The following is a 12,985-nucleotide window of genomic DNA, read 5'->3' as shown; positions in this document are numbered from 1 at the left end:
GGCGTAATGCGGCCCCGGATCGTCTATGTCCACGGCAACGGCAACAAGGTCCGGCGCGAACTGCTCAAGTCCCAGTGGGACCGGGCGCTGTTCGGCCGTGACATGGGTGAGGGGTCGGCGATGGCGTACTGGGCGCCGGTCCAGTACGACTCCCCGCTGCCCGACTTCCGGGCGGATCCGCTGGACGGCGAGCCCGAGTGGATCGAGGAGATTCCCGGGCTCACGGCCGTGGAGTCCGCCGAGGAGTTCATCGAGGAGTGCCTGGCCGAGGCGCGCGAGGAGGCGCGCGGGGCCGGCGGCGTCCCCCGCGAGGGCGTCGCGGGCACAAAGCCGGCGGCCGCCCTGAGCGGCTGGCTGCGCGATATGACGTTTCTGGCGGAGACGCTGGCGCCGGCCGAGGAGGAGGACCGGCTGCCCGAGGCCGGGACGGACGCGCTGCCGGAGGTGCTGCCGCTGCCCCGCCCGGCGCGCAAGGCGGTGCTGCGGCTGCTGATCAAACGCACGTTCAAGGATGTGTACGGGTATTTCTTCGGCGGCGTCGGCGCCGCCATGCGCACGGTGGTGCGGGAGACGGTGGCGGACATGGGCCCGGGCCCCCTGGTGGTGGTGGGCCACAGCCTCGGCAGCATCATCGCGTACGAGGTGCTCCGCGAGCAGCGCCGGGGCGTGCAGCTGTTTCTGACGGTCGGCTCGCCGCTGGGCATCACGGAGATCAAGGACTGTCTGGAGCGGCGGCCCGCCGTGCCCGACTGCGCCGCCGCCTGGTGCAACGCCTCCGATCTGCGCGACCTGGTGGCCATGGACCACACGCTGCGCGGCGAGTACGCACCGGATCACAAGGTCACCGATCTGCTGGTGTCCAACGACAGCGGGAACCACCACGGCATCTCGGAGTACCTGGGCCATCCCCGGGTCCAGCAGCCGGTCCGGCGGGTGTTCGGCTCCACCGCAGGGGGGTCCCGTATCGCCTAGCGGTTCGGGCGCCGCCTGCACACGCGGTCCGCACGGCCGAATTGCATCGCACCGTACCCGGTGGAAACATGACAAACAGGAGTCGGCGCGTCTCCTGCTTTCCCTGGGCGACCGGGTAGGTGCGCTATGCCGCTGGCGGACACCGAATGGGACCTTGTCACCATGTGGGCACAGCAGTACCTGCTGGACACCCCGGCCCCGCACACCGCGCTCGCCGAGCACGGCTTCTCCCGGGAGTTCATCGGCGCCCTCCCGCTCACCGCGGTCAGCGCGGACAACGCCCGGGCGCTGGTGTGGCAGGCACGCAAGGACATCGAGGGCCAGCTGCGGCTGCTTGAGGCGCTCGCGGCGCACGACCGGCTGTCCGTGCTGCCCGAGGGGGTGAAGGCCGCCGCGTTCCGGGACCGGCTCGCGGAGGATCTGCGGGAGCACCACTCAAAAGACCAAGACGCCTTCCTCACCTGTGTGCTCAGCAGCGGCGCGCAGGTCTTCATCGACCGTCAGGACCTGCGTGAGACGCTGCGTTCGTTCGTCTCGGACCCGCACCGATCGGTGCTGCTGGTCGACGGTGCCCCGGACAGCGGCCGCTCGTACACATACACCCTGATCCGGCACATCGGCCAGCACCACGGCTTCCGGCCCGCGCGGGTGACGCTGTCGCCGGCGAGCACGGCCGGCCAGGTGATCCGCCGGCTCGCCGGCTTCGTCTCCGACCCGCGGGCCGGGCTCACTCCGCCGCACCCCGGCGAGCTCAACGATCTGCTGCCGTCGCTGGACGACGCGGTGCACTGGATCGTCGGCCGGGCGACGGCCGCGGACGAGCGCTACTGGCTGATCCTCGACGAGTGCGACAAGCTCGACGCCAGCTCCGACGTCTGGGATCTGATCAGCCAGCTCGCCCTGGCCGTCTACGAACACGCGGCGGTGCGGGGCGACGCGGCCCCGCGTCTGGTGCTGCTCGGCTACGGGCCCACGATGCGTCAGCTCCCGTACGACGTGCGGGGCAGCGTCTGCTGGGACACGGCGCGGATCGTCCAGCCCGACGATCTGCGCCGCTTCTTCGACCAGTACTTCCACGAGTCCCCGCCCTCCTTCGTCGCCTCGGGAGCTCTGCAGGACGTCTCCATCGCGGAACTCGTCGACGAGGCCGTCGGAGAAGTGCTGCGGGCCGCCGAGAGCGGGGAGTGCGACGGCGGCGCGAGCTATATGCGCAGGATCTGCACCGCGGCGGAGGGGGCGATCCGTGTCTACCGGTCCCTCTGAGACGAGCGGAAGCGCGCGTTCGGCGTTTGGCGCACGGCTGCGCGAGGAGCTGCGCACCGCCGCCGCCCGCGGCCCGGCCGTCTCCGGGGCCCGCCGCGGCTACCGGGCCGCCGCCTGTCTGCTGTCGTGCTTTGACCCGCAGCGGCTCGCCCTGCCCGGCCAGGAGCACCCCGACGGGCGCGCGGTGATGGAGCTGGTCGACGACTGCACCGTGACCGGTGCGCAGGACCGCGCGGAGTGGACGCTGCTCCCCCGCATACGGGATACGGCGCTGCGCTCACTCAGCGGCCCCGAGGAAGCGCTGCGGGCGCTGGAGAGCAATCTCGCCCAACTGCCCGTCGAACCGGGACCCGAGCATCTGTGCCTGGCGGCGCTGCGCGGCGAACAGCTCACCCCCGCAGACGACGCCGACCGGCTGGCCGATCTGCTCCAGGCGGTGCTGTGGCTGCGGCTCATCCCGGGCATGAGCGGCCTCCCGGAGGCGGGCGGGGTACAGGCGCGGCTGGAGCGGGCCCGGCTGCTGCAACCCCTGGAACGGCTGCTGCGCGACCCGTTCGTGGGCCGCGAGGCCGAGCTGGGCGAACTGCGCGGCTTTGTGGACGGGCGGGCCGCCGGGCGGGCCCCGTCACCGCCGCTGGTGATCCACGGTCCGGGCGGGGTCGGCAAGTCCACGCTGCTGGCCGCCTTCCTCCTCGACAGCCTCCGCAGCACCCCCGGCTTCCCGTTCGCCTACATCGACTTCGAACGGCCCACGCTCTCGGTGCATGAGCCGGTCACCATCATCGCCGAGTCGGCACGTCAGCTCGGCATCCAGTATCCGGCGTTCCGGGACGCGTTCGACGCGCTGGAGGAGGAGTGCCGGCGCACGGCCCGCAGCCAGCGGGCACGCCAGGAGCGGGTCGTCCAGCTGCGGCGGCTGGCCACCACACGTCCCGGCCCCGGACGCCGCTCCTCCGAGCAGTTCCAGCTCGCGGCCATCGAGGAGGAAAGCGAACTCGTCACCCGGACCGCCGAACTGCTGCGGCGCGCCGTCGCCCCCGCTGACCCGCCGTTCCTCCTGGTCATGGACTCCTTCGAGGAGGCCCAGTACCGCGCCTCCCCCGCGCTCGGCCGGATGTGGGCGGTCTTCGGGGCGCTGAGGCAGGCCTATCCGCGGCTGCGGGTCATCGCCTCCGGCCGCGCGCCCGTCGGGCATCCCGCGCAGTCCGCGACGCCGCTGGAGATCGCCCTGGGCGAGCTGGACCCGGACTCCGCGGCAGCGCTGCTGATGGCCTGCGGGGTACGGGACGCGGAGGCGGCCCGGCTGCTGGCGGAACGGGTCGGCGGCCATCCGCTCAGCCTGAAGCTGGCGGCCCGCGCCGCCCTGCCCGCACAGGACCGCGGGGAGCGGCTGGACACGCTCATCGGCGGCCTGCCCGCCCGGCGGCGGCGCTTCTTCCGCCGCGTCGACCAGATGCTCGTCCAGGGCCTGCTGTACGAGCGGATCCTGCACCACATCCGGGACGAGGACGTCCGCAGGCTCGCCCATCCGGGCCTGGTGCTGCGGGTGATCACCCCCGAGATCATCCAGGAAGTGCTGGCCGGGCCGTGCGGGCTGCGGGTGGAGGGCCCCGAGGAGGCCCGGCGGCTGTTCGACGCGCTCGCCCGGGTCGATCTGGTGGAGCCCGCGGGCCCCGACGCCGTACGCCACCGCGCCGATGTGCGCGCCATCATGCTGCGGCTGTCCGGCAGCGACCGCGCCGCGGTGATGCGGGAGATCGAGCAGCGGGCCGTGGCCTACTACGCCGCCCGCGGCGGGGTGCAGGCGCGCGCCGAGGAGATCTACCACCGGCTGCGGCTGAACGAGAGTCCGCGGTCGGTCGAGGAGCGCTGGCTGCCGGGTGTGGAGCGGCTCCTCGCCGGGGCGCAGGCGGAGATGAACCCCCGCGCGGCGGCGCTGATCACGGCGCATCTCGGCGGCGGGGCCCCGAGGAAGGTGCTGGCCGAGGCGGACCAGAAGGACTGGGAGCGGATCACGGCCCGCGAGGTGGAGGATCTGCTCGCCCAGGGCTTCGCCGAGGAGGCCCTGGAACGGCTGGGCGAGCGCCGTCCATGGACGCCGTGCAGCCCGCTGCACGCGCTCTGGGCGGAGACCCTGGAGCGGCTGGGGCGGCGGGACGAGGCGCGCGCCGCCGCCTCGGACGCCGCGGAGCGGACCCGGAGCGCGGGCTGCGCGGGGCGGCGGCTGGAGTTGCTGCTGCTGGCGGCGCGCCTGGACGAGGAGGCGGGGGAGGTGACGGGCGCGGACCGCAGGCTGCGTACGGCCGAGGACCTCGCCGTGAGTCTCGGCCAGGATCTGGAGGCGATGGGGGCGCTGCTGGCGCGGGCACGGCTGGCCGCCCGGGTCGCCGCGGGCGACCACGAGGCGGAGGGGCTGCTCGCCCGGCGGCTGCGGATGCTGCCGGACTCCGTGCTGGCCGGTCAGCCGGCGCTGGTGCGGGCCGTCGCCTCCCAGGTCTATCCGCAGGATCCCGGCGCGCTCGGCCACGCGGTGGGTCTGGTGGGGCTGCCCGAGGACGACGGGGCGCTGGAGCTGCTCGGCGGTGCGCTGCGGCGGGCCCTTGAGGCGCGGCCGGGGCTGCTGGGCGCCCTGATGGAGGCGCTGGAGGCGGCGGGGGCGGGCGGGACACGGCAGGCGGAGGGGGTGGAAGGACCGGAAGGGGCGGAAGGGGCGGCGCCGGCGGATGTGACGGACATCCTGCGGCTGGCCCGCGACCGGGGCGCGCTGAACGATCTGGCGCGGCGGCTGCTGGCGCTGCCCGACGACAGCGGGGAGATCGCGGCCGGGGTGGCGGCCGCGATGTGCTGGGGGAGCGAAGGGGACGGCCCAGCCGGGCCTGGTGGGCCATGACCGCGTATCTGTCCCCCGAGGCGCTGCTGCGGGTGCGGGACGCGGCGCTGGAGAGCGGGCTCGCCGACCCCTCGGTGCGGCCGCTGCTCTTCGACGGCATTCTGCCCCGCTACCGCGGCACGCTGCCGCTGCACGCCGCGCCGGGCCGTCAGGTGCACTCGGATCTGACGGAGATGAACCGGGTGGAGCGGCTGATCGACGGCTCGGTGCCGCTGGAGATCTGGCTGCGCAACGCCGTGGCGCAGACCGCGGAAGCGGGACCCGCGGCCGTGCTGCAGCAGGCGCTGGACGATGTCGCGCGGGACGCGGGCGGCGAGCCGGATGTGCTCGCGGGGCGGGCGGCGCCAGAGATCAAAGAGCAGATCATCCACCGCGACGACACCGTCCCGTTCGCGTTTCTGCGGAGCGGCGACCTGGCGGGCGCGGCCGTCGCCCGCGTCAGGGTCCCACCGTACGAGGGCGGGGCGCCGTTGCAGCCGGCCGGCCATCCGCACGCGGGCACGGGCTGGCTCATCGCCCCTGACCTGCTGGTCACCAACCACCATGTGGTCAACGCCCGCACCTCAAGCGGCGGCGCCCGGGTCCTGGCGACGCCGGACGACCTGGCCCTCCAGGCGCGGCACACGCATGCGCGGTTCGACTACGAGGGCGAGGACGGCGAGACCGAGGAGGCGCGGGCCGTCGGGCTGCTCGCCTCCGACCCGCAGCTGGACTACGCGGTGCTGCGGATGGCCCCTGGCCCCTCGCGGCCGGTGCTCTCACTGGCCGCGGCCCCGCTGAAGGTCGCCGCGGGGGAGGTGGCCGCCGTCAACATCATTCAGCATCCGGGCGGGCTGCCGAAGCGGGTCGCCCTGCGCAACAACCTCGTCTACGAGGCGGACGAGCGCGATGTGCGGTACTTCACCGACACACGCGGCGGCTCCTCCGGATCGCCCGTCATGACGGACGACTGGAAGGTCGTGGCCCTGCACCGGGGCACGCGGCGCGTCGAGAACGTCTCCTTCCAGGGCAGAAGCACCGCGTTTGTCAACGTAGGAACGCAGATCAGCGCGGTGCTCGCGCATCTGGCGCAGCACGCGCCGGACGTGCACGCCGAGATCCTGGCGGCACAGCGGAACTGAGCAGGCGGACGTGAGGAGGTCGAGGTCCATGGCCAGGAGAAGCAGATCGCCGGTGGCGGCGACAGCCCAGGAGATCTTCGCGGACCCGCGGGAGGTCGCGCGGCGGGTGCGGGAGCGGGTGCTGCAGGAGGTTCCCGAGTCCTCCCGGCAGCTGCACACCGACGACGCCCCCGCGGGGCAGATCGCCCACTTCGCGGAGCTGGAGCGGGCGCGGGTGCTGGAGGCGGGAGCGAGCGGCCTGGACAAGCTCGCCGCCGGGCGGGCCGACGAGATCGGCGACGACGAGTCGTTCGGCATCGAGGCCATCGTCCTGCTCGAAGGCAGGCCCGCGATTCTGGTGCAGGGCGGCGACTTCCCGGTGCAGCAGGGCGACTGGGCGGTCCTCGAAGACCACCGGGCCGCCATCCGCACCTCGCTGGCGCGCGTCGGCCGGGTGGAGGTGTCGGGCCATGTCAATCTGGACTGGGTCGGCACCGGGTTCCTCGTCGGCGCCGATGTGATCATGACGAATCGTCATGTCGCGGTGGAGTTCGTCCGGGGGGACGCCGCGGGGTGGACCTTCCAGCAGGGCGTGAGCGCCGAGCTGGACTTCGCCGAGGAGTTCGGCACACTGCCGGGCGCCGCCTCACCCACGTTCACGATCACCGAGGTGCTCGGCGTCCATCCGGAGGCGGACATGGCGCTGCTGCGCATCGCGCCCCCGGTGAACGGCACCGCACTGCCGACGCCGCTCGCCGTGGCGGCGGACGCGCCGGCCGATCTGCCAGGGCGTCCGGTGTACTGCGTGGGCTATCCCGCATGGGACGGCCGGCGCAATGAACCCGAATCGATGCGCAGGATCTTCATGGACGTCTACAACGTCAAACGCCTCCAGCCCGGGACCGCGACCGAACTCGTCCCCGGGCAGAATGTGATGAAGCACGACTGCTCGACCCTCGGCGGCAACAGCGGCTCGCCGGTCTTCGACCTGGCCGACCACCGGGTGCTCGGTCTCCACTTCGGCGGCCGCTACGGCTTCGGCAACTACGCCGTGCCGCTGTGGCAGCTGATGGACGATCCGCTGCTGAGCCGCGCGGGGATCAACTTCGTCTGAACGCCATGCGGGTGCGGGTGCGGGTGCGGGTCACACGGTGATCGGCACCGGGTGCACCTCGTCGGCCTTGTGCCCGGCGCGTTCGTGAACGCGCTGCACCGCCTCCGGGGAGGGGGCCTCGGACAGGCAGTACACCGTCCCCGACTCCGGGTCGGCCCAGGCCCGCTCGAAGTGCACGCCCTCGTCCTTCTCGACGGCGAGGTCGGCTTGGTGGGCGGCCTTCAGCTGTTCGGCGGTGATGCCCTTCATTCCGTGGTGGACGTCCATGTACTTGGCCATGGTGCAAACACCTCCGCGGTGTGCCGTGCGGGTTGCGGGGCGTTGCCTTCCCGAAACTGGGGGCTCCGCCCCCAGACCCCCGCGCCTCAAACGCCGGCGGGGCTGGATTGTGCTGGCCCTCGCGCCTCAAACGCCGGTGGGGCTGGGATTTGGCGCAGCCAAATGAAGCCCGTCCGGCGTTTGAGGACACGGCCGTCAGGCCGTACCTGGGGTCTGGGGGCGGAGCCCCCAGTACCGCCCGAAACGCCCCGGTTCTCCCTTCCATGCTGCACCCGTTCCGCCCGCCCCGCGCGACCGCGGCCTACAGCTGCTGCTCCGCCCAGATCGTCTTGCCCGTCGGCGTATAGCGCGTGCCCCACTGCTGCGTCAGCTGGGCGATCAGGAACAGCCCCCGGCCGCCCTCGTCCTCGCTGCCCGCGCGGCGCAGATGCGGTGAGGTGTGGCCGGTGTCGGAGACCTCGCAGATCAGTGTGCGGTCGCGGATGAGGCGTACCTGGATGGGGCCTCCGGCGTATCGGATGGCGTTGGTGACCAGCTCGCTGACCACCAGTTCGGTGGTGAACGCATGCTCGTCCAGGCCCCACTCGCGGATCTGGCGTCCGGCCTCGGCGCGGGCGAGGCCCACGACCTCGGGGTCGGCGGCGAGCTCCCATACGGCCACCTGGTGCCGGTCGAGGATGCGGGTGCGCACCAGCAGGAGCGCGGCGTCGTCGTCGACCGCGCCGTCGGGCAGCAGCCGGGCGACGGCGCGGTCGCACAGCGTCTCAAGGGGCTGTGCGACATCGGCGAGGGTGTCGCGCAGGGCGTCCAGGCCGGCGGCGGGGTCCCGGCCGCGGCCGCGGACGAGACCGTCGGTGAACAGTGCGAGGACGCTGCCCTCGGGGAGCTCCATCTCCATGGATTCAAACGGCAGGCCGCCCAGACCCAGCGGCGGGCCGGCGGGGATGTCGGGGAAGTCGACGGCGCCGGACGCGGGGTCGACGACCGCGGGCGGCGGATGGCCGGCCCGCGCCATGCGGCACAGCGCGGAGACCGGGTCGTAGACGGCGTACAGGCAGGTCACGCCGACCGCTTCGTCCTCGGTGGGCTCCTCCGGTGCCGGCTGCCGCGGTTCCCCGGCCTCGCGGAGGTGGTCGGGGATCTGCACCACGAGGTCGTCGAGGCGGGCCAGCAGCTCGTCGGGCGCGAGGTCGAGCTGGGCGAGCGCCCTGACGCTGGTGCGCAGCCGCCCCATGGTGGCGGCGGCCGTCAGCCCGTGGCCGACGACGTCGCCGACGACGAGGGCCACGCGGGTGCCCGACAGGGGGATGACGTCGAACCAGTCGCCGCCCACCCCGGCCTTGCTGTCCGCGGGCAGATAGCGGTAGGCGAGTTCGGCCGCGGTGAGCCGGGGCAGCCTGCGGGGCAGCAGGCTGCGCTGGAGCAGCAGGGCGGCGGAGTGCTCGCGGGTGTAGCGGCGGGCGTTGTCCAGACAGACCGCGGTCCGCGCCACCAGCTCATGTGCGACGGCCAGCTCGGCGGTGTCGAAGGGGTCGGGGTGCCGGGTCCGGGTGAAGGTGACCACCCCGAGGGTGACTCCTTCGGCGCGCAGCGGCACGGCCAGCAGGGACGCCGTCGCCGCCAAGGTCCCCGCGGCCCCTTCGGCGCCTTCGCCGGGGTGCTCCAGCACATGGTGGCCGGTGGCCAGGCTGCGTGCCTGGGGTGCGTCGGGCGGGTACGCGGTGTGTCGTCTGCCGGGGGGCCGTCCGGCCGGCGGCGGGGACGTCGTACGGCCACTGGTGTCCCACACCCGTACCAGGCCGGTGGCCGGGACCGGGCCGGGCGGGGGCAGTTCGCCGTCCAGGACGGCGGCGAGGACGTCGACGGCGGCCTCGTCGGCGAAGCCGGGGACCGCGACGGAGCACAGCTCCCGGGCGGTGCGGTCCATGTCCAGGGTGGTGCCCACGCGCCCTCCGGCCCGTACCAGCAGATCGAGGCGCTGCTGGGCGAGATAGCGGTCGGTGATGTCCACCGTCTCCTCGCAGACGCCGAGGGTGACGCCTGCCGCGTCCTGGAGCCGGTAGTAGGAGCAGGACCAGACGTGGTCGCGGTCGGGGTCGACGGGCGGGCGGCCGCGGTAGTGGAGCTCGATGACCGGCTCGCCGGTGGCGAGCACCTCCCGCATGGTCTCCTCCAGGGTGCCCGTGCGGCGGGCGGAGAGGATCTCGCCGTGGGTGACCATGTCGTCGGGGCCGACGCCGTGGTAGTCGGCCGGGCCCATCTCCTCGTACAGGGCGGCGTTGGTCCACACCACCTTCAGCCGGGTGTCGTAGATGGCCAGGCCGACGGGCGACTGGGTGGCGAGGCCCTTGAGCATCGACTGCAGCGCCTCCCACTGCTCGGTCTCGTCCGCGGCGGCGAGGGCGAGCAGCCGGGCGGGGCCCGCGCCGTGGTGGGCGAGGGCGAGCCGGGCGGCCGCGATGCGCAGGGGGTGGCCGTCGCGGTGCCGCAGCACCAGCACCCGGTGGCGGTGCGCGGCTTCGGCTGCCGGGTCGGCCAGGACGTCGCCGTGGGCGTTGCGGGAGGCCAGCAGCGCGGCGGCGGGGCGTCCGAGGATCTCCCCGGGCCCGTAGCCGAGCAGGCGCTCGGCGGCGGGGCTCCAGCCGACGATCACGCCGTCGGCGTCGAGCACGGCCGTGGCGGCCCGGGTGACGTCGAGAGGGCCGTGCACATCGACTTCTTCGGCCGGGTTGACCGTGCTCATGCGGCGTCCCCCTCGTCGGCGGGCGCGCCATCGTCCTGCCAGCGGGCGGCGAGCAGCAGCGCGATGTCGTCGGGCCGGTCCGCGGTCTGCCTGGCCTCGCGGATCACCCGGTCGGCGGTCTCGGCGAGCGACAGCGAGGCGGTCGCGGCCAGCGTGGCGCGCAGCCGCTCCACGCCGACGTCGATGTCGACGCCGGGCTGTTCGACGAGCCCGTCGGTGTAGAGGGCCAGCATGTCTCCCGGCGCCAGCCGCAGCTCGGTGACCGGATAGGACGCTTCGGGGTCGACGCCGAGGACCACCCCGCCCGGCAGGTCGAGGACGTCGGTGACGCCGTCGGGGCGGCGGAGCAGCGGCTGCGGGTGTCCGGCCCGCACCGCGCGGGCGCGGCCGCTCGCCGGGTCGAGGACGACGTAGCAGCAGCTGGCGAACTGGCCGGGGTCGAGGTCGATGAGCAGCCGGTTGACGCCGCTCATCACGGCCTGCGGCTCCTGCCCGCTGAGCGCGAAGGAGTGCACGGCGCTGCGGAGCTGTCCCATGGTGGCCGCCGCGGCGACGCCGTGGCCCTGGACGTCTCCGATGACCAGGGCGAGGCCCTGGTCGGTCTCGACGACGTCGTACCAGTCGCCGCCGACGTCCATGTCCTGGGTGCCGGGCAGATAGCGGCCGATGGTGTCGACGTGCCGGACGGCGGGCAGCCGGTGGGGCAGCAGGCCGTCCTGGAGTCCGCGGGCGAGCGCGGCCTCGGTGTCGTACCGGCGGGCCCGCTGGAGGGCCTGGGCGATCAGTCCGGCCAGCGCGGTGAGCACGGTGCGTTCTTCGGGGCTGAAGCCGCGGGGCTGGTCGAAGCCGAGGATGCAGGAGCCGACGGGGCGGCCGGAGGCGATCAGCGGCAGAAAGGCGCGGGCGCCGACGTTGGCGTCTATGGGGATGCCGGGGTAGGCGGTGGCCAGGCGCTGCATGGATTCGAAGAAGATGGGGCGGCCGGTGGTGAGCGTCTCGACGCCGGGCAGCCGGGCGTCGAGGCCGACGCCGTCGAAGCGGTCGAGGAAGCCCTGGGGGAAGCCGGTCTCCCAGGCGAGGTAGAGACGGCGGTCGCTCAGCAGGTAGATCGCGAGCTGGCGGCCGCCGAAGGCGGGCAGCAGCTCCTCGGTGACGACGGCGGAGACCTGGCGTGCGGTGACGGCCTCGGTGAGGGCGATGGCCAGGGCGACCGGGCGGTACAGCGCGGAGGCGCGGTCGGCCGGCGAGCCGAGGCCGGTGCCGGGGGCGGCGGCTGAGGTGGGCAGATAGGCGGGCCGCTCCGTCTGGGCAAGCATGGCGGTCAGCCCGTCGTGGCCGGGGTAGAGCGACACGGACAGCCAGCCGTCAAGGTCGCTGCGGGCCATGAAGTGCACGGGTTCCTGCGAGATCATGGCGGCCCGGCAGTGCTCCTCGTAGGCGGGGTGGGCGAACCAGGGCAGGACGTCCCACAGCACGTGCCCGGTCAGCTCGGCGCGCGGGCGGCCGAGCAGCGCCTCGGCCTCGTCGTTGACGTAGGTGATCCGGCCGAGCCTGTCCAGTGAGAACACGCCGTGCGGCATGCGGTCGGTGGCGTCGGCGACGATCGGGTAGGCCCCGAGGTCGACGAGGCGGCCGACGAGGCGTCCCGACGCGCCCTGCTTGGAGGGCGGGCGGGTGCCGTGTCCGGTCAGTTCGATGCGGTGGGGCCGGCCGTCCGGGCCGAGGAGCCGCATGGCGCGTGTCACGGGGCGGTCGGAGGCGGCGGTCTGCCGGGCGAGCGTCCACAGCCCGTAGACGTCTTCGGGCGCGAGCCGGACGGTGAGCGCTTCGATGGTGCCGGGGAAGTCCTCCGGGGCCACGCCGAGGACGGCGCAGACGTCGTCGTCGGCGGTGACCGCGCCGGTGTCGAGGTCCCAGTCGAGGCGACCGATGCGGACGGCGGGCAGGGCGGCGCCGGGGAGCTGGACGCCGACAGGTTCGCCGTCCCAGGCGACGTCCAGGCCGTCGGCGTGCAGGGCGCCGAGGCCCGCGCCCAGGCGGCGGGCCGCGATCTGCATACGGCGTCGGTCGGCGTGTCCGACGGGCCGGCCCGGGGTGGCGGCGCGCAGCACCACCAGCACGCCGAACCGCTCCTGGTCAGCGAAGACGGGGGCGTACAGCGATCCGAAGGGGAAGGGCAGCCCCGCCATGAGCTGCGGGAAGCGGCGCATGGCCTCCTCGGCGTCGGCGAGGTGGACGGGGTGCCCGGTGCTGAATGCCTCGGCCACGGGGAAGGGCCGGTTGACGTGCATCCGCCACCAGGGCCGGAACAGCGGCCCCGGCAGTCCGCCGAGCACGGCGAGCCGCAGCAGTCCCGGGGTGCGTGAGCGCAGATAGACGCCGCCCGCGTAGCCGCCGACGGCCTCGGTCGCTCCTACGGCGGCCTGTGCGAGCACCAGGGCCAGTTCGTCCGGGACGCGGCTGTCACTGCTGTCTCGGCCGGGCAGCGCCGTGCTCTCACTCGGCGGGATGTGCCCGGCCGAGCGGTACCGGGTCACAGTGCCAGGATGCTCCACGGCTCAGGGGAGGCGCACCTTGTGCGCATCACGCCCGCGGCGGCGCGGCCGCCGTGCGCCTGCGCGTAC

At 73.9% G+C, this 12,985-nt stretch carries 8 protein-coding genes; 5 read left to right on the top strand and 3 right to left on the bottom strand.

The features are described from left to right. Positions 1 to 6 precede the first annotated feature (6 nt). From OF819_RS11945 to OF819_RS11925, 5 genes are all read left to right on the top strand, one after another. The gene (locus tag OF819_RS11945) at positions 7 to 972 is read left to right on the top strand and encodes a hypothetical protein (RefSeq protein ID WP_267243427.1); all 966 of its coding nucleotides are present in this window, start codon (positions 7 to 9) and stop codon (positions 970 to 972) included. Positions 973 to 1,098: 126 nt separating this feature from the next. Next, complete coding sequence (locus OF819_RS11940) at positions 1,099 to 2,235, top strand: hypothetical protein (protein ID WP_267243426.1); 1,137 nt, start codon at positions 1,099 to 1,101, stop codon at positions 2,233 to 2,235. Then, positions 2,216 to 5,125: an ATP-binding protein gene (locus tag OF819_RS11935; protein ID WP_267243425.1), complete on the top strand. Its 2,910-nt coding sequence runs from the start codon at positions 2,216 to 2,218 to the stop codon at positions 5,123 to 5,125. The genes OF819_RS11940 and OF819_RS11935 overlap by 20 nt, the downstream gene beginning before the upstream one ends. Then, on the top strand, positions 5,122 to 6,246 hold the full coding sequence (locus tag OF819_RS11930; protein ID WP_267243424.1) for a trypsin-like peptidase domain-containing protein: 1,125 nt from the start codon (positions 5,122 to 5,124) through the stop codon (positions 6,244 to 6,246). The genes OF819_RS11935 and OF819_RS11930 overlap by 4 nt, the downstream gene beginning before the upstream one ends. A gap of 28 nt (positions 6,247 to 6,274) precedes the next feature. After that, positions 6,275 to 7,339 (top strand): trypsin-like serine peptidase, encoded by a 1,065-nt coding sequence (locus tag OF819_RS11925; protein ID WP_267243423.1) that lies wholly within the window; start codon positions 6,275 to 6,277, stop codon positions 7,337 to 7,339. Positions 7,340 to 7,369: 30 nt separating this feature from the next. On the opposite strand, the gene OF819_RS11920 is transcribed toward OF819_RS11925, so the two are convergent. The 3 genes from OF819_RS11920 to OF819_RS11910 form a co-directional block, all read right to left on the bottom strand. Beyond that, positions 7,370 to 7,618 carry an SCO4226 family nickel-binding protein gene (locus OF819_RS11920; RefSeq protein WP_267243422.1) on the bottom strand — a complete coding sequence of 83 codons (249 nt, stop codon included), beginning with the start codon at positions 7,616 to 7,618 and terminating at the stop codon, positions 7,370 to 7,372. Positions 7,619 to 7,919: 301 nt separating this feature from the next. Next, positions 7,920 to 10,361 (bottom strand): SpoIIE family protein phosphatase, encoded by a 2,442-nt coding sequence (locus tag OF819_RS11915; protein ID WP_267243421.1) that lies wholly within the window; start codon positions 10,359 to 10,361, stop codon positions 7,920 to 7,922. Further along, positions 10,358 to 12,898: a SpoIIE family protein phosphatase gene (locus OF819_RS11910; protein ID WP_416370511.1), complete on the bottom strand. Its 2,541-nt coding sequence runs from the start codon at positions 12,896 to 12,898 to the stop codon at positions 10,358 to 10,360. The genes OF819_RS11915 and OF819_RS11910 overlap by 4 nt, the downstream gene beginning before the upstream one ends. Positions 12,899 to 12,985: the final 87 nt, after the last annotated feature.

It is taken from the genome of Streptomyces sp. PR69, assembly GCF_026420845.1.
Classification (GTDB): Bacteria; Actinomycetota; Actinomycetes; order Streptomycetales; family Streptomycetaceae; genus Streptomyces.
This window is presented reverse-complemented; position numbering and strand designations above follow the sequence as displayed.

Excerpts from the sequence above, each read along its gene's own strand:
- OF819_RS11945 (WP_267243427.1), top strand. The coding sequence starts at position 7 with ATGCGGCCCCGGATCGTCTATGTCCACGGCAACGGCAACAAGGTCCGG.
- OF819_RS11940 (WP_267243426.1), top strand. The coding sequence starts at position 1,099 with ATGCCGCTGGCGGACACCGAATGGGACCTTGTCACCATGTGGGCACAG.
- OF819_RS11930 (WP_267243424.1), top strand. The coding sequence starts at position 5,122 with ATGACCGCGTATCTGTCCCCCGAGGCGCTGCTGCGGGTGCGGGACGCG.
- OF819_RS11925 (WP_267243423.1), top strand. The coding sequence starts at position 6,275 with ATGGCCAGGAGAAGCAGATCGCCGGTGGCGGCGACAGCCCAGGAGATC.
- OF819_RS11920 (WP_267243422.1), bottom strand. The coding sequence starts at position 7,618 with ATGGCCAAGTACATGGACGTCCACCACGGAATGAAGGGCATCACCGCC.
- OF819_RS11915 (WP_267243421.1), bottom strand. The coding sequence starts at position 10,361 with ATGAGCACGGTCAACCCGGCCGAAGAAGTCGATGTGCACGGCCCTCTC.